Below are 16944 nucleotides of genomic sequence, written 5' to 3'. Positions count from 1 at the left end.
GCGGTGAGTAAATGGAGATACAGGGTCAGGATTTCGGGATTGAAATTGAAATGACCGGGCTTACCAGAAGCCGCGCTGCCGAGGTCATTGCCGAATATTTCGGCACCACAAAAGAATATGAGGGCAGCTTCTATGACACCTATTTCGCAAGGGATACCACCGGCCGCAAATGGAAGGTCATGAGCGACGGCAGTCTGGACTGCCAGCGGAAGGAGGGCCGCAGGAAGGTCAGCGCCGACCGGAACTACAGCGTGGAGCTGGTCAGCCCCATCTGCCAGTACGGGGATATCGAAACGGTGCAGGAGCTGATCCGCAGGCTCCGGGAGGCCGGTGCGTTTGTGAATTCCTCCTGTGGCATCCACATTCATATCAATGCCGCGCCCTTTGACGCACCCCACCTCCGTAATCTGGTCAACATCATGGCGGCCAAGGAGGATATGATTTACAAGGCGCTGAAGGTCTCGCGTGGGAGGGAAAGCCACTACTGCCAGAAGATTGACCCCGCTTTTTTAGAGCGGCTCAACCGGCAGAAGCCCGCCACCCTCGACCGGCTGAAAAGCCTCTGGTATAACGGCGGGGACGGCAGCCGGGAGCATTACCACCATAGCCGCTACCACTGCCTGAATCTGCACAGTGTGTTCCAAAAGGGTACGGTGGAATTCCGGGCGTTCAACGGAGAGCTGCACGCCGGAAAAATCAAGGCGTACATCCAGTTCTGTCTTGCCATGACCGCGCAGGCGCTCAACCAGCGGTCGGCAAGTCCTACGAAAACACAGTCCAGCAATGAAAAATATACTTTCCGTGTTTGGCTTCTGCGCCTCGGTATGATCGGGGACGAGTTTAAAACCGCCCGTAAGCATCTGCTGGATCATCTGGAGGGCTGCATCGCGTGGAAAGACCCGGCACAGGCCCAAAGGCAAAAGGAACGGCTGCGTCAGAAGCGGGAGGCGGAGCGTCAGCAGACACAGGCTCCCCCGGAAGAAGCGGTGCCGGAACCTATTATGGAAGCGGAGGACGAGCAGTCCCCCGCTTTTACTATGTCCATGTAGAAGGGAGAACGTATGAAAAGCAAACTGTATATCGCCTATGGCAGCAATCTTAATCTGCCGCAGATGGCGCACCGGTGCCCATCCGCCAAGGTGGTGGGGGCATCCGAAATCAAGGATTATGCCCTTGTGTTCCGGGGCGGCCGAAACGGAGCCGTTGCCACCATTGAGCCCTGCGAGGGTTCCTCCGTCCCTGTTTTGCTGTGGAAGATCACGCCGAAGGATGAAGCGGCGCTGGATGTTTATGAGGGCTTTCCCCGGTTCTATGACAAGGAACTGATGGAACTGCCACTGGATGGACAGTCGGTGTCCGCCATGGTCTATGTGATGACGCCGGGGCATCGCTTGGGGTATCCCTCGGACTATTACTACAACACCATCCGTGAGGGCTACAAAACCGCGGGCTTTGACACCGCTGTTCTGGAGCAGGCGGTGGACTATACCGAGCAGCTCATGGCAAGTGAGCCGGAGCCGGAACAGCAGAGTCTATTCGGCTTTGGCGGTCTGAAATGGTGGTGACGGCATGGCAGATCCCGCAACCATCGCAGCTGTTGTAAAAGCCGCCGCTACCGCGCTCTCGGATGAACGCACCCGGAAAACCATCTGCTGGATCATTGCCGCCGTCCTGTCCCCGCTGATTTTGGTCGTCGTGCTGGTCTGCTCCTTGCTTTCCGGCACCACAAACCACAACAACACCGCCGTGGAGCTGTGCTTTCACGGCGGTGTCATTCCGGCGAGTATGCCTGCGGAGTACCGGGAATACATCGGGGATATGCGCCAGAGCTTCACCCTCATAGACAATGCCATCGATAACGTGAACGCAGAGATGGAGGACGGCGACAGCCTTGACAATTACCGGGTCAAGGCAATTTTTTATTCTCTGTTCTTCGGCGCAGCGTCCCCCTCCCGACTGGAACACCGGCGCTATGTGGACTGCTTTGTGACGTATGAGGAACGCACCCGCACCGTGGAGAACGGCGACGGCACCACCTCGGAAGAAACCTATACCGTAGCCGTACCCATCACCTCTCTGCCCGCTGTCTACAACAACATCCGCGCGCTGTTCGGCAGAGCCGTCACTTATGAGGATCAGGCCAACGCCAATGAAATCTATTACCGCGCCCGATATGGCACCGGCGCGCCCATGGAAGATGACAATTCCGGGCTGTGGGAGGACTGGACGCCGGATCAGATGGACGGTTTTTATTCCGATTTGCCTGTCGGAGAAGCGGGTGCACAGGCTGTCCGGCTGGGGCTTTCCCGCCTTGGAGACCCGTATTCGCAGGAGCTTCGAGGACAGGGCAGCTACACCGACTGCAGCTATCTTGTACAGTGGGTGTACAAAAAGCTGGGGGTAAATCTGCCTGGCACGGCTGCGGCGCAGGGCAAATACTGCGTGGACAACGGGCTGACGATTCCAAAATCCAGCCTTGCTCCCGGAGATTTGGTGTTCTGGAGCCACAAGCCCAACGACCGCTTCATGAACATTACCCACGTTGGCATCTACGCCGGGGACGGCAAGGTGGTGGACGCATCCTCCTCGAAAGGACAGGTCGTCTACCGGGATTTGTTCGATTCCGGCAAGCAGGTGCTGTACGCAAGACCCTACGCGGAAGCGCCGGAAGCCTCCGCCTCCGGCTTGATTTCTCCGCTGGGTAAGAACTGGCGCTCCATGGTGACCTCTGAATTCGGCGGCAGGACGGACCCGCTCACCGGCGAGTGGGCGGGGCATTCCGGTATTGATCTCGGCGCATCGAAAGGCACCTCCATCCGTGCGGCACAGGCGGGAACAGTGAAAACCGTAGTCTATGGCAGCACCGGCTACGGCTATTATCTCACCATTGACCACGGCGGCGGGCTGGTCACCTTATACGGTCACTGCTCTGAGATTCTCGTCCGTGAGGGGCAAACCGTGAAAGCCGGGGAAACCGTTGCCAAGGTGGGTTCCACCGGGCGCAGCACCGGAAACCATCTGCACTTTGAGGTGCGGGTGAACGGTGTGAAGCAAAATCCGAGAAATTATCTACCATAAATTTAAGAAGGAAGGGCTGATTTTATGCGTGAGAACAAGATTAAGGTACTCAAAATTGAGCCGGGGCAGGCGCCCCATGTCAAGGAAATTCAAAATGACCTTGCCAGCCTGCAGGCGGAGGTGGGCGGCCTGATTGAATGCATCAGCTTTCCCAACGGCTGCGTTGCCGTCTGCAATGAGGAAGGCAAAATAAACGGAATGCCGCCCAACAGGCGGCTGGGCGCGGACATTATCTGCGGTCCGTTTTTTGTCTGCGACACCACCTATGACGGCAACTTTACCTCGCTCGGCAAGAGTAAGGTCGCGGAATACAGCCAGCTTTTTGCTGACATTCCCGAATTCACCGGGCAGGAACCGGAGCTGGAACCCGGCTTCACCTTTATGGGATTTCGATTTTAAGGAGGACACTCAGCATGAAAAAAGAAAGCATTACCGTGCAAATGGACGGCGAAAAGCTCCGTGCGGTGAAACGCTACATGGAGAAAAAGGATGCGGATCTCACACAGGAGCTCTGCGATTCCTTGCAGAAGCTCTATGAAAAATACGTTCCGTCTTCCGTCCGGGAATATATTGACGAGGGCTGCGAGGATGCTCCCGCCACCGCTTCGCCCAAAAAGCAAAAAGAAAAAGAGAAATCTGCTCCTGCCGCTGATGGCACACAGGACAGGGCGGCACATTAAGGCGCATGCCCGTCCCCCAGCGTTGCCCCCTGTTCGCCCCTGTGTGCCGCTTTGACAGGCGGTGTGGCATCCATGCACCCATCCCACTCTAAACGGCAACGTGAGGGCTTTGTGCGAGCGTTGGGAAAAGGCTCTCTGCACCCCAAATCCAGCAGTCTCCACGGTCGAAAAAAGAGCAGGATAAAGGCGGGTGGTCGCAAGCGCCCTCCCGCCGTCCACTTCGCCCAGCAGTGCTGGACGTTTTTTACACCTTCCCGTGAGGTGGTCGGATTGGGGAATTGTCACGGTCAGGGTGGTCGGAATCTGCGAAAACGCAGTGACACAAAGGATTTTATACGGTCACCTCACAGGTGAACACCCACAAAAATGGAGGTTTTACCATGAAAAACAACAAGGAACGAACGGCGGTCTGGCTGTACCCCGAAACCATGGAACGGCTGGACGGCTGGCTGAATCAGGACAACTGCAAAAGTCGCAGTGAGTTTATCGAAAAGGCGCTCTGCTTTTACATGGGCTACCTTGGAACGGAGGACACCTCCTCCTATCTTTCCAAGGCCCTGCTTTCTTCCATGGAGGGAACGCTGCAGAAAACCGAGAACCGGGTGGCAAGCAATCTGTTTCGCCTCTCGGTGGAAATTAGTATGATGATGCATCTGCTGGCAACTACGCTGGAGGTTACCGATGAGGAACTGCACCGGCTTCGCGGCCGGTGCGTTGCCGAGGTGAAAAAGACCAAAGGGAAAATTCGTCTGGATGATGCGGTGGAGTTCCAGAACGGCGCCGAGGCTGAAGAATAATGGCGCGGATCATTCTCAAGGTTCCCTATCTCAAGGGCGGGGAAAAGACCGCCGCCCATTTAAATAACCTCGTCAAATACATTGCCACCCGTGACGGTGTGGAAAAAATGGAGAGTGCCCACCGGCTCTGGCATTCCACCAAAAAGCAACAGGAGCTGATCGCGCAGATACTACGGGAGTTTCCTGATACCAAGGATTTATTTGAATACGAGGATTACTGTAAGAATCCTAACCGTGGAAATGCCTCGGAGTTTATCTCCATTGCGCTGGAACAGAACCTTGATCAAATCAGCGGCCGGGAAAAATATCTGGATTACATCGCAAACCGTCCCCGCGTCGAAAAGTTCGACAGTCATGGTCTGTTCACCGCCGGGGATGCGCCGCTGGTCTTAGCGCAGGTTGCTGACGAAGTGGCCTCCCACACCGGCAATGTCTGGGCGCCGATTATTTCCCTGCGCCGTGAGGATGCCACCCGGCTGGGCTATGACAACGCCCGTGCATGGAAAGCGCTGCTTTCCTCCAAAGCGATGGAACTTGCGGAGAATCTGAAAATACATCCGGACCACCTGAAATGGTACGCCGCATTTCATAATGAATCGCACCACCCGCATGTTCACATGGTCTGCTACAGTACAAATCCGCAGGAGGGCTACCTTACCAAGCAGGGCATCCGTAAAATGAAATCCGCTCTGGCAAATGAGATTTTCCGGCAGGAGCTGATTCCGCTCTACGGAGAAAAGTCCCAGCGGCGGGATGATGTAAAGCAGCAGGCCGCCGAAGCCATGGGAGAGCTGATTCGCCAGATGAAGGGCGGCGCGTTGGTCAGTGAGCGCATGGAACAGCTCCTCACCCATCTGGCGGAGCGTCTGAAAACGGTCAGCGGCAAAAAACGGTACGGCTACCTGAAAGCTGACCTGAAAAATGTGGTGGATGAAATCGTGGATGAGCTTGCCAAGGACAGCCGCATTGCCGAAGCCTACCGCCTGTGGTGGGAGGTCAGGGGCAGGATTGAGTCCGTCTACACCGAAACACCCTCCGAGCCGCCGCCCCTTTCCCGCTGCGAGGATTTCAAACCCATCCGCAATAGGGTCATTCAGGAGGCATTAAACCTTGGCAGCGGTACGATGACCTTTGAGGAACCGGCCTCTGTGGAAACCGCTCTGCCGGACGCCACCCCGGATGACGATACACCCGCCGTGGAGTCTGCCCCGGATAACACACCCGCCGAACCGGAGGATGCTTCCGAACCGCCGCCCGCTCAGTCCTTCAGCAGTGGGGAGAAAGCCCCCACCTCATGGTGGACGGAGGAATACAAGCTGGCAAAGCAACATCTGCATGGCGATGAGGATGCCGGAATCCCGCAGAATTTTGAAAAAGCCCGTGAACTTTTCCTCGCAGAAGCGGATAAAGAGAATCCCCTGGCACTCTATGATCTTGGTCGTATGACCGCCGACGGGCTTGGGTGCGAAGCGAACGCCGATGCAGCCTATGGCTGGTACGAAAAAGCCCTTGCGGTGTTTCATGCTGCCGAGGAAGAAAAGCCTTGGAAGTACACCGAGTACCGCATCGGCAAAATGGTCGCCGCAGGGCTTGGCACAGAGCAGGACTATTTACAAGCGGCGGACTGGCTCACTCTTTCTGCAAACGAGAAGTACAAATATGCGCAGTATTCCCTCGGCGGTCTGTATTACCACGGCAAGGGCGTGGAGCAGAATCATGAAATCGCCTTTGCCCTCTACACCCGCTCGGCGGACCAGAGCTTTCCCTATGCCAACTTTGAGCTTGGTAAAATGCTGCGGGACGGCATCGGTTGCGAAAAAAACAGTGTGGAAGCTGACCGGCGTTTCAAGGAAGCCTTTCTCGGCTTTGTCTTTCTGGAGGAAAAAGGGCACGACGATAAGCTCCAGTACCGGCTGGGATGGATGCTTCTGAACGGCGTCGGCACGGAAATGAATGAGACAAAAGCAAAGGAATACTTTGAAAAGGCGGCAACGGTGGGAAATCCCTTTGCCTGCTACCAGCTTGCCAAGCTCATTCTCTCCGATGAAAAAATACAACCGCAAGAGGTAGAAAAGGCCCTTGGCTATCTCAGGAAAGCGGTGGAGGCTGAAAACCCCTATGCCGCATACTTTCTCGGCAAGCTCTATGAAAAGGGAGAGCACGTTCCGAAAAACATCTCCGAGGCAGTACGGCTCTATACCCTGTCGGCAGAGTGGGACAACGATTTTGCCGCATACCGGCTCGGCAAGCTGTACCTTGGCGGCGAGGGCGTCCTCAAAGATGTGGAAGCCGCAATCCGCTGGCTGACCTTTGCCGCCGACCGAAAGAATCCATTTGCCGAATATGCCCTCGGCATTCTCTATCTCAAGGGAGAGGATGTTCCGAAGAATGTGTCCAAGGCATTGGAATACCTGAAACGCTCCGCCGCACAGGGAAATCAGTTCGCACAATACCGGTTGGGCAAGGTTTACCTCATGGGAGAAGATGTGCAAAAGGACATTACGGCCGCCCTGCAATTTCTGACGGCTGCCGCTGAACAGGGCAATCAATATGCGCAGTACACTCTCGGAAAACTGTACCTGATGGAAAAAGACATTCCCAAGGACAAGGAAGCCGCTGTCCGGTGGTTTACCCTCTCGGCGGCGCAGGGCAATGTTTACGCGCAGTTTTTCCTTGACCATATAGATGAGTTCAAAGACCCCTCCGTCCTGCTGGCGGGCACACGGCTCCTGCATCACATGAGCCGTGTGTTTGCAGACAACGCGCCGCCTCTGAAACCGCCCGGACAGCGCGCCGACCGCAAGCTCCTGCGCAAACTCCGGGAGAAGAAGCAGGCGCAGGGCCATGCGCGGGACGACTACGAACAGACCATGTCACTCTAAAAATGATTGGAGGATACCCGTGAAAAAGCAGAAAAAGAAAACCGGGCGGATACCTATTCAGAAAAACCGGTACCCAAAGCAATGCCGTCCTGTAAAAAGGGCGGCATTTTTTCATCAAATCGGCAATCGCCATAGTTAGGAGGTGCTCTATGGGTGTGTATGTGCATTTTACGGATGAACAGAAATACCGTGCCAACAATGTGGAGCTGGCAGACTTTCTCCAGCGGCGCGGGGAAAAGCTCCTGCCCAGCGGACGGGATAAGCGGCTGGCCTCCGACCACAGCATCACCGTCCGGGGAAACGAGTGGTACGACCACTCCGCAGAGAGCGGCGGCTATGCCATTGATTTCGTGCGGAAGTTCTACGGCTGCTCTTACCCCGAAGCCGTGACCCTGCTGCTGGGCGGTGAGCAGAGCGAGATCTACAGACCGGCGCAGGCAAAGAAAGAGGAACCGAAAAAGCCCTTTGCGCTCCCACCGGCCCACACGGATATGCGCCGTGTCTATGCCTATCTGGTAAAAACCCGGCGCATCGGCCGGGAGGTGGTCAGCTTCTTTGCAAAGCAGAAACTTCTCTACGAAAGCTGCGAAAAATCTCAGGATGGGACAAAGGAATACCACAACGCGGTGTTTGTGGGCTTGGATGAAAACGGTGTTGCCCGCCATGCCCACAAGCGCGGAATTTACACCTTGGGGCAGGCGTACAAAGGGAATGTAGACGGTTGCAATCCCCGCCACAGCTTTCACTGGCTTGGCGAAAGTGAGCATCTGTATGTTTTTGAAGCGCCGGTGGATCTACTATCGTTTATCACCCTGCATCCGCAGGACTGGCAGCGGCACAGCTATGTGTCCCTCTGCGGTATCGGCGGTCAGGCGATGGTGTGGATGCTGGAGCAGTATCCGCATCTCCGACAAGTGTCGCTATGTCTGGACAACGATGAAGCCGGGCACAAGGCCAGCGAGCGGCTGAACCAGCAGCTTGCGGAACAGGGCTATGAATCGAAGCGACTCATGTCTCAAGGGAAGGACTGGAATGATGATTTAACGGAAGCGGTGCAACAAATGCAGAGCGGTTTTGAAATGCGGATGGCTTAGAAAAAAGGCAGTTCTAAATGGCACTGCCTAAACTATTTTTTCCCGTTTTCATCTTCCGTTATTTCCTCCAGTATCTCGGAGCAGAGCCCGACGCACTCATTGCAGATTGCTTCATGGGTACCGGCAATGATGCGTTCAACCTCCTGCTGACCCTTGCCGCAGAAGCTGCAGTGAATATCCTCGCCATGCTCTTCATACCGGGCGTCATCATATTTTTTGATACGCTCTATTTGTCGTTTCAGCGGCCTTATGTCCTGCAGAAGCGACCACACGCAATCATAATGCACCACGCAGTTCTGGTCAAAGTATTCCGCTTCCAGCCACGGAAATTTTTCCAACCGCATCTTGTAGCGGCTTGCCATTGTTGAGAATCCAACCTTTTTAATGGTGCGCTGGAAAAGAATAAATTTCAGCAGCAGCGCATCCCGAAGCGTTTCATCCGCCAGCATTGACTCATAGCTTTCGATGCTGCCTTGAGCCGCACATTTTTGAATGGAGGATAGCTGCTCCGTGAGCTGTTTATAGAGAAACAGATGATAATCCAATTTGCTGTCAAGCAGTAATAATTCCTTGTCCATTATATGTCCCCTTTATCGATAAACATGGTTTTTATGGATTTATTTTACCACTAAATTGACTGTGAAGAAAGGAGTTTCCCATGCAATCCCAAGTCTACATCTTAATCGCAGCGGCCGCCGTGATGTTTCTCATCATCGGCGGCCTTTCTCTTTTGGCTCATTATTACACACTCAATGGGATCAAATCCCGCACAGTGGGCGACGGCCAACATGGAACGGCGCGCTTTGCCACCAAGCAGGAAATCAAAAGCATTTACAAACACATTCCCTTTCAGGCGGAGCTGTGGCGGAAGGGTCAATGCCTCCCTGCCACAGATGAGCAGGGTATCATCCTCGGCAGCATGGGAGCAAAGAACAAGGTCACGGCGCTGGTGGATACCGACGATGTTCACTGCCTCATGATCGGCGCATCCGGCGTGGGTAAGACAGCGTTTTTCCTGTACCCCAATCTGGAATATGCCTGCGCCAGCGGCATGAGCTTTCTGACCACCGACACCAAGGGGGACCTGTTCCGCAACTACGGCGGCATTGCCCGTGACTATTACGGCTACCATGTGGCTGTCATTGACCTTCGAAATCCCACCCGTTCCGACGGCAACAATATGCTCCAGCTGGTCAACACCTACATGGATGCCTACCTTGCCGATGAAAACAACCTTGTGGCAAAGGCCAAAGCGGAGAAATACGCAAAAATCATCTCCAAAACCATCATCAACGCCAGCGGCGAGAACTATGGGCAAAATCAGTTTTTCTATGATGCCGCCGAGGGACTTCTGTCCTCCATCATTCTGCTGGTTGCGGAATATCTGCCGCCCACCAAAGTAGACGGGAAAAAGGTGGACTGCCGCCATATCATCAGCGTGTTCAAGCTGGTGCAGGATTTGCTGGCCCCCAGTAAGGTAAAGGGCAAAAGTCAGTTCCAGCTCCTCATGGAAAAGCTGCCGCCCGACCACAAGGCCCGCTGGTTTGCGGGAGCCGCCCTCAATTCCGCGGAACAGGCCATGGCGTCGGTACTCTCTACCGTGCTGTCCCGCCTGAATGCCTTTCTCGACTCTGAAATGGAGCAGATACTCTGCTTTGATACAGCCATTGATGCGGAGAAATTCTGCAATGAAAAATCCGCGCTGTTTGTGGTCCTGCCCGAAGAAGATTTGACCAAATATTTTATGGTCAGCTTAATGATTCAGCAGCTCTACCGGGAAATCCTCGCTGTGGCGGATGAAAACGGCGGTAAGCTGAAAAACCGGGTGATGTTCTACTGTGACGAGCTGGGTACACTGCCTGCCATTGAATCGCTGGAGCTGATTTTTTCGGCCAGCCGATCCCGCCGTCTTTCCATGATCCCCATTATCCAGTCCTTTGGTCAGCTTGAAAAAAATTACGGCAAGGAGGGTTCGGAAATTATCGTGGACAACTGCCAGGATACCATCTTCGGCGGATTCGCGCCAAACAGCCAGACTGCCGAGGTGCTGAGTAAGGCGCTGGGCAGCCGTACCGTTATGAGTGGCAGTATCAGCCGTGGCAAAAATGATCCCAGCCAGTCCTTACAGATGATGGAGCGTCCTCTCATGACGCCGGACGAACTGAAATCCATTCCCAAAGGAAACTTTGTCGTCATGAAAACCGGTACTCATCCCATGAGGACAAGACTGCGGCTGTTTCTGGATTGGGGCATCCGCTTCGGAAAGCCCTATACCGTGGCGGAAAAGGCGAACCGCAAAGTAGTGTACGCCGACAAGCAGACGCTGGAGGAAAACATCGTCCGCAAGCACACAGCCTGCCTGATGGTGGATGAGGAAACCGGGGAGCTCCTTGAACTGCCCACCGGCACCGGAGCACTCCATACACCCGTGGCGGAACCGCCCGCAGAGCCACAGAAGCGGCGCAGCCACCTCAGAACGTAAAGGAGCCGATGAACCATGAGCTACTTTAACCACATTTATTCTGCCCCGCCCGATGAGCTCCCCCATCGGGCGAGGGCGGTTTATATTTACCTCCGTGACCGTGCGGGAAAAGGTTCGGATTGCTGGCCTGCGGTCAAGACCATAGCCGCCGACTTGCAGCTCTCCCGCAGCACCGTCAAGCGCGCCCTGAATGATTTGGTGAAGGAAGGGCTTATTGAAAAGGAATCTCGCTACCGGGAGAATGGCAGCAATACCAGCAACCGGCTGATTCTGAAAAAATAGCCCAACTGTAAAAAAGGCGAAAAGACGGATTTCCCGCCAAGGGGATACTCCGTCTGCGAGCTGAACCGAGGTGCGGTTCATGATGGACCCACCAGAACCTCTCACTCTAAGAATATTTATTACAGAAAAAGAACAAACTCATTGTAGGGTTATAGCATATATAAAAATATGCTATTGCTCGCTATTAAAAAACAACATCGGAGTAATATAATAACATATATTCTTGTAGTGTATTGCCCACGGTCGGAGGTGAGAAGATGGATCGAAAGGCACTTGGTATGCGATTGGCCGCCGTGAGAAAAGAGTCCGATTATACCTCGGAAAGACTGGCTCAGGAGTGCGATATCAGCGCCGTATATATCAGGCAGATTGAGGCTGGGAAATATCAGCCCAGCATTTCAACACTGATTAAATTCGGGAATGTCCTTCACCGCTCCCTTGATTATTTTGTGCAGGACAGCATAGAGTGGAATGAGCTGAATACACTGACTGGAATTGCTGAAAAGTGTAAGCACCTAAATCCTGAACAGATCAAAATGGTGGAGCGGATGATAGACGCAATGTATGAGCCTGAAAAGAAATCCTGACAAGGTAGAAAAAGAATCTCAGTGATGAGGTTCTTTTTTTCTGTTCGATGAAGTGTCGGTTCTTTCCCCTTGCTATTCGTAAGGTTGTAGAATATATTTGTATATGCTATATACCTACAAAAAGCAAGGAGAAGATGATCATGACAACAAAAGAAAAAACCAAGCTGATTAAACAGGCAGGAAAGCTCTATACCCTGGGATTGACCGTGGAAAAGCGCAGAGAAAAGCTGCGGCGGTTGGCAGAGAGAAACATACCCTACGATTCGCCGCAGATGGAAGCAGTTAGAACAGGAGCATTTAAAATACAGATCACAGTTTTATGAAAAAGGATGATGATCAATTAGTACATTCGCGGAGGTAAAAGGGACAAAGGCAATAGCAGCTTGAACAAAGTAAAGGCCTATGTCTATAGACAGAGCAGCTATATGCGCCCCGACAAAACTTGCTCAAAGACAGTGCTGCGATAATCCCGTTTTGCTGCGCCTATCCCGAAGCAAAACTTCTGGACAGATGGTGAAGATTCAAGGTTTATAAAAAATAACCAAATTTCAAATTATCATTGACAATTGAGTATTGACTCAATTATAATAAGAATATAGTTGAGTCAATACTCAATTAAGATTTCGAAGGGAGGGTTATTTATGTCTGTCAGAAGCGATGTTTGCGATTGTGATGTTATACATGAAGAAATCGTAAACGCAGTTAAAATAAAAATGCTTTCAGATGACACTTTTAATACTTTGACAAAATTTTTGAAAGTCGTGGGGGATAGCACAAGGGTTAGAATTTTATGGGCATTAGATGCCAATGAAATGTGTGTCTGTGACTTAGCTGTTTTGCTTGGCATGACAAAATCTGCTATATCACATCAGTTACGCACATTGAGAAGAGAAAATCTTGTAAAATTCAGGAAAGACGGCAAGATTGCTTATTATTCTCTCACAGATGATCATGTGAAAATCGTTTTGGAACAAAGCATAAGCCATGTAACAGAATAAAATTTAATTACAGGAGGAAAACTACGATGAAAAAGTCATTCAGATTGGAAGGGTTGGACTGCGCGAACTGCGCGGCGAAAATCGAAAAGGAAGTCAAGGCGTTGGACGGTGTAACGGACGTAACAGTAAACGCTATGACGGCTAAGATGGTTCTTGAGGCTGACGACGGGAAAATGGACGAAATTATTAAGACCGCCGAAAAAATCGTCAAGAAGCATGAACCTCATGTTGTCATGAAAAAGGCGTAACACTCACGACCAAGCATTTCCGGCTTTTGGCATAACGCAACGAGTCGTTATGCCAAAAGCAAAGGTATTTCAGAGAACTAAATTTTTTTGCATTAACAGTTGAGTGCATGCTCAATCATGCTCGTCCCCTTATCTAAGGAGGAGAAAGGAGTTCAACATGAACAAGAAACTTGTAAAAATTATCATAGCCGCAGTCATTTTTGCAATCGGGCTGCTGGTTAAAACAGACATCCTTTGGCTTAAACCCGCTATCTTTATTGCCAGCTATATCGTAGTCGGAACCGATGTAGTGGTAAAGGCTATCAAGAATATCTTTCAAGGCCAGGTTTTTCAGGAAAGCTTTTTAATGACTGTAGCGACCGTTGGCGCGCTTATTATTGGGGAATATCCCGAAGCTGTTGCCGTTATGCTGTTTTATCAGGTTGGCGAGTATTTTCAAAGCTATGCCGTTGCTAAGTCCCGGAAGTCTATCGCAAGCCTGATGGATATACGCCCCGATTACGCAAATGTGAAAAAGGGCGACGAATTGATCAAGACCGACCCGGACGAGGTGGCGATTGGCGATACTATCGTTGTCCGCGCAGGTGAAAGAATCCCGTTGGATGGCAAAGTGCTGGACGGCAATTCAATGATCGACACCTCTGCGCTGACCGGAGAATCCGTTCCGCGCGAAGCCGGCGTCGGCTCGGATGTTTTAAGCGGCTGTATCAATGTGAACGGTGTTCTGACGATTGAGGTCACAAAAGAATTTGGCGAATCGACTGTCAGTAAAATACTTGACCTCGTTGAAAACGCCAGCAGCAAAAAGGCAAACACCGAAAACTTCATTACAAAATTTGCGCGGGTTTATACCCCAATCGTTATGGCTGCCGCGCTTCTAATTGCGATCATCCCGCCGCTGGTAATATCCGACGCTACCTTTGGCGACTGGATATACAGGGCATTGACATTCTTGGTTGTTTCCTGCCCATGCGCGTTGGTTGTTTCCATACCGCTCTCCTTCTTTGGCGGCATTGGCGGTGCGTCAAGGCGCGGTGTTCTTGTCAAAGGCAGTAACTATTTGGAAGCATTGGCGCAGACTGAAATCGTTGTGTTTGACAAAACAGGAACCCTTACAAAAGGTGTGTTCAAGGTTCAAAAGATAAACGCTGTCGGCATTTCCGAAGAAGAATTGCTGGAGCTTACCGCTTATGTTGAGAGTTATTCCAATCATCCCATTTCGCTCTCGTTGAAAGCGGCCTACGGGAAAGATATCGACAATGAAAAAATTATTGATGTTGAGGAAATCGCGGGCCACGGCGTCAGCGCAACGGTTCATGGCCGTAAAGTTTTTGCCGGTAACGTCAAGTTAATGCAAAAAATCGGTGTTGAATATTCGCGGGATGAGATTATAGGAACAACCGTACACGTTGCCATTGACGGTCAATATGCCGGATATATCGTAATTGCCGATGAGGTTAAGGAAGATGCGGCAGAAGCGATAAGGCTGCTCAAAAAAGCAAACATCCATCAGACTGTGATGCTGACGGGCGATGCGAAAAGCGTGGGTGAGAAGGTCGGCAAAGAATTAGGGCTGGATAAGGTCTACACAGAACTGCTTCCCGGAGATAAAGTGGAAAAGGTGGAGGAACTGCTGGCGCAGGCGAAAAAATCGGCAAATGGAAAGCTGGCTTTTGTAGGCGACGGCATTAACGACGCGCCTGTTTTAGCCCGTGCCGACATAGGCATTGCGATGGGCGGATTGGGTTCCGACGCGGCCATCGAAGCCGCCGACGTCGTAATTATGACCGACGAGCCGTCCAAGCTGGCAACAGCAATGAAGATATCTCAGAAGACGCTCCGAATCGCAAAGCAAAACATATGGCTTGCTTTGTCGATAAAATCCATTGTGCTTGTACTCAGCGCGGTTGGGATCGCTACTATGTGGGAAGCCGTGTTTGCGGATGTTGGCGTGACGATCATTGCAGTGCTGAACTCCTTCCGCGCGTTGAATACAAAGAATTTATAATCAGGACGAAAGCCTGTTAAATGGAGGGCGAGGACAAAACAAAACGGTTCGCTGTCACGCTGGACAGCAGACAACAACATACTTTCGCAGCATCCGGCGGGTATTCGTGCAGATGGTAGTGCGCTTGTAGGTGTTTCAGACGCTGATCGCCGAACATCAGTACCTGGCGATATTACTCCGGCAACAAAGCACTGACGGGCTAGCAGGACATCGGCAGTGAAACCAGCAAAAAACGGTATTACTTTGACGCAAACGCCGTGATGATATCCGGCAAGTGGCTTCTGAGCGAAGGTAAGTGGTATTAAATCGATAGTTATGAGGTGGATGAAAAAGGCGTAAGAACAACAAAGTAAGAACAACAAATAAATAAAGCCAAGGGCAAACCCGCTGAAAACCGGGGGCGCAAAGCCGAGGGTCTAAGACGTTTTGGAACGTTATGATAGCCTGGCTGCCAAAAACCGCGCAGGGCGTGCCCTCTCCAACAGAGGGCACGCCCTTGCTCCCTTTTACGGCTTTTGACGGATTATTTGGATATCGGGATACCGGCTTTCGCCTGCCACGGAAGAAAGAGGTATCTCTATGAGTAATAACAGCTACCCTCCCGCACGGAGGTGTAGATAAAGACGGCGCAATCTATCTATTCCTTACTCTACATACACAATTTCATAAGTCTACTTTAAAAAAGTCAGTATTTTGCCAAGGGCAATCTACTGACTTTTTTTATTCGACAAGAAAACCGCTACAGCGACGTGAATTTACAGAATTTAACAATCTGTTTTTATATATAACAGCTATCGTTCCACGCTGCCGTTCCCCTCCGCTTCTGACATTTTGACTCACCATCAAAATTTCAGAAAACGGAGGACAAGCCATATGGCAGAGAAAAAAGAGTATCGAATCAAGGTGCAGGGTCAGCTTGTACCGGTTAGTGAAGAAGTCTATTTTACCTATCACCGCATGAAGCGTCGTGAAACCTATCTGGAGGAAAGGGATACGGCAAACGGCGTCTTTTATTACAGTGCCATGGATACGGCGGAAACTACAGGTGAGGATGGGATTCCGGACCTTGTCTCTCCCCGTGTGGAGGATGTGGTCATGGACAAGCTCATAACGGAAGAGCTCCACAGGTGCCTCGCACAGCTTTCTAAGGAGGAACAGGCTTTAATCTTTGCCCTGTACTTTCAAGGAAAATCTCAGTCGGAATTGGAGCGGGAAACCGGTATCAAGCAACAAACTATCAGCTACCGTGAACGACAGATTCGGCTGAAGCTCAAAAAAATGATAGAAAAGTAAAAATATTTTTTGTAGACCCCCTCACGAAATCGGCTTAGTAGTGAGGGGGTTTTTCTATTCACCCTCATTGCTCTTTGAAAATTTCATATCCGACGACCTGAATACGTTAGCTGACGGACCCCAAAAGGGAAAGCGACTTCGGAGGATGCGCCAAGACCACCTGTAGGACGGCGATGAGAACATGAAAGCGACCATATTCCTTTTATTCTGTTCATGGTTTCTCATTTTCCAACCTATCAAAGACGGCCAAATAAGGTGCAGAGCGGTACCCATCCGACCGAAAAGCGGGCTGTGGCAGCCTGTCTCGCAATGATCCCGTCAGCCTATATTGATACTTCTGTCCAGTCACAGCCCCCCCTTGACCGGGGGACCACGCAATGAGGGCAGCCAGCGGAGATCCCGGTGGAGGTGAGATTCCTATGATGCGGTGAAGCCAGCCGCAGTTCAGGCCGTCGCCTTTTGAGTCCTGCGCAGCAGGATTCTGGTGCTTGGGGAGTAGTGTCAAATTAAGCACA

18 protein-coding genes and 1 riboswitch are annotated in these 16944 nt (G+C 51.8%); of the genes, 16 read left to right on the top strand and 2 right to left on the bottom strand.

From position 1 onward, the window contains the following. The first annotated feature begins 11 nt into the window (after positions 1 to 11). The 8 genes from EQM06_RS11030 (at position 12) to EQM06_RS10995 (ending at position 8531) form a co-directional block, all read left to right on the top strand. Positions 12 to 1049 carry an amidoligase family protein gene (locus EQM06_RS11030; RefSeq protein ID WP_018213973.1) on the top strand — a complete coding sequence of 346 codons (1038 nt, stop codon included), beginning with the start codon at positions 12 to 14 and terminating at the stop codon, positions 1047 to 1049. A gap of 12 nt (positions 1050 to 1061) precedes the next feature. After that, entirely contained in the window at positions 1062 to 1565 is a 504-nt protein-coding gene (locus EQM06_RS11025; protein WP_018213972.1) for a gamma-glutamylcyclotransferase family protein, read from the top strand. Between the two features lie 4 nt (positions 1566 to 1569). After that, the gene (locus EQM06_RS11020; protein WP_018213971.1) at positions 1570 to 3078 is read left to right on the top strand and encodes a peptidoglycan DD-metalloendopeptidase family protein; all 1509 of its coding nucleotides are present in this window, start codon (positions 1570 to 1572) and stop codon (positions 3076 to 3078) included. 24 nt (positions 3079 to 3102) lie between these two features. Continuing rightward, positions 3103 to 3477 (top strand): DUF3846 domain-containing protein, encoded by a 375-nt coding sequence (locus tag EQM06_RS11015; protein WP_018213970.1) that lies wholly within the window; start codon positions 3103 to 3105, stop codon positions 3475 to 3477. Between the two features lie 14 nt (positions 3478 to 3491). Next, complete coding sequence (locus EQM06_RS11010; RefSeq protein WP_018213969.1) at positions 3492 to 3758, top strand: DUF6103 family protein; 267 nt, start codon at positions 3492 to 3494, stop codon at positions 3756 to 3758. A gap of 380 nt (positions 3759 to 4138) precedes the next feature. Next, entirely contained in the window at positions 4139 to 4555 is a 417-nt protein-coding gene (locus EQM06_RS11005; protein ID WP_018213968.1) for a hypothetical protein, read from the top strand. After that, entirely contained in the window at positions 4555 to 7437 is a 2883-nt protein-coding gene (mobP3, locus tag EQM06_RS11000) for a MobP3 family relaxase (protein ID WP_018213967.1), read from the top strand. Before EQM06_RS11005 ends, mobP3 begins: the two co-directional genes overlap by 1 nt. Before the next feature lie 149 nt (positions 7438 to 7586). Beyond that, a complete protein-coding gene (locus tag EQM06_RS10995; protein WP_018213966.1) occupies positions 7587 to 8531 on the top strand; it encodes a DUF3991 and toprim domain-containing protein in 945 nt (314 codons plus the stop codon). Positions 8532 to 8563: 32 nt separating this feature from the next. On the opposite strand, the gene EQM06_RS10990 is transcribed toward EQM06_RS10995, so the two are convergent. Continuing rightward, a complete protein-coding gene (locus EQM06_RS10990) occupies positions 8564 to 9109 on the bottom strand; it encodes a ClpX C4-type zinc finger protein (RefSeq protein WP_018213965.1) in 546 nt (181 codons plus the stop codon). A gap of 80 nt (positions 9110 to 9189) precedes the next feature. On the opposite strand from EQM06_RS10990, the gene EQM06_RS10985 reads away from it, so the two are divergent. From EQM06_RS10985 to EQM06_RS10950, 8 genes are all read left to right on the top strand, one after another. Continuing rightward, positions 9190 to 11013 (top strand): VirD4-like conjugal transfer protein, CD1115 family, encoded by a 1824-nt coding sequence (locus EQM06_RS10985; RefSeq protein ID WP_018213964.1) that lies wholly within the window; start codon positions 9190 to 9192, stop codon positions 11011 to 11013. A gap of 15 nt (positions 11014 to 11028) precedes the next feature. Beyond that, positions 11029 to 11295, top strand: coding sequence for a helix-turn-helix domain-containing protein (locus EQM06_RS10980; RefSeq protein ID WP_018213963.1), 267 nt, complete (start codon positions 11029 to 11031; stop codon positions 11293 to 11295). Between the two features lie 257 nt (positions 11296 to 11552). Beyond that, complete coding sequence (locus EQM06_RS10975) at positions 11553 to 11882, top strand: helix-turn-helix domain-containing protein (protein ID WP_018213962.1); 330 nt, start codon at positions 11553 to 11555, stop codon at positions 11880 to 11882. A gap of 140 nt (positions 11883 to 12022) precedes the next feature. After that, the gene (locus EQM06_RS10970) at positions 12023 to 12205 is read left to right on the top strand and encodes a hypothetical protein (protein ID WP_018213961.1); all 183 of its coding nucleotides are present in this window, start codon (positions 12023 to 12025) and stop codon (positions 12203 to 12205) included. Positions 12206 to 12523: 318 nt separating this feature from the next. Continuing rightward, a complete protein-coding gene (locus EQM06_RS10965; protein WP_018213960.1) occupies positions 12524 to 12880 on the top strand; it encodes an ArsR/SmtB family transcription factor in 357 nt (118 codons plus the stop codon). Between the two features lie 26 nt (positions 12881 to 12906). Beyond that, the gene (locus tag EQM06_RS10960) at positions 12907 to 13128 is read left to right on the top strand and encodes a cation transporter (RefSeq protein ID WP_026184153.1); all 222 of its coding nucleotides are present in this window, start codon (positions 12907 to 12909) and stop codon (positions 13126 to 13128) included. 157 nt (positions 13129 to 13285) lie between these two features. Next, a complete protein-coding gene (locus EQM06_RS10955; RefSeq protein ID WP_026184152.1) occupies positions 13286 to 15136 on the top strand; it encodes a heavy metal translocating P-type ATPase in 1851 nt (616 codons plus the stop codon). Positions 15137 to 15503: 367 nt separating this feature from the next. Continuing rightward, positions 15504 to 15592: riboswitch (cyclic di-GMP riboswitch) on the top strand. 417 nt (positions 15593 to 16009) lie between these two features. Further along, positions 16010 to 16429 carry a sigma-70 family RNA polymerase sigma factor gene (locus tag EQM06_RS10950; protein WP_018213959.1) on the top strand — a complete coding sequence of 140 codons (420 nt, stop codon included), beginning with the start codon at positions 16010 to 16012 and terminating at the stop codon, positions 16427 to 16429. A gap of 211 nt (positions 16430 to 16640) precedes the next feature. Here the strand turns inward: EQM06_RS10950 and EQM06_RS10945 are convergent, their stop codons facing one another. After that, entirely contained in the window at positions 16641 to 16943 is a 303-nt protein-coding gene (locus EQM06_RS10945; protein WP_128746469.1) for a hypothetical protein, read from the bottom strand. Position 16944: the final 1 nt, after the last annotated feature.

Origin of the sequence: Aminipila luticellarii (genome assembly GCF_004103735.1) — a bacterium.
Classification (GTDB): domain Bacteria; phylum Bacillota; class Clostridia; order Peptostreptococcales; family Anaerovoracaceae; genus Aminipila; species Aminipila luticellarii.
Note: the sequence above shows the minus strand (reverse complement) of the source record. Positions and strands in the feature narration are given on the sequence as shown.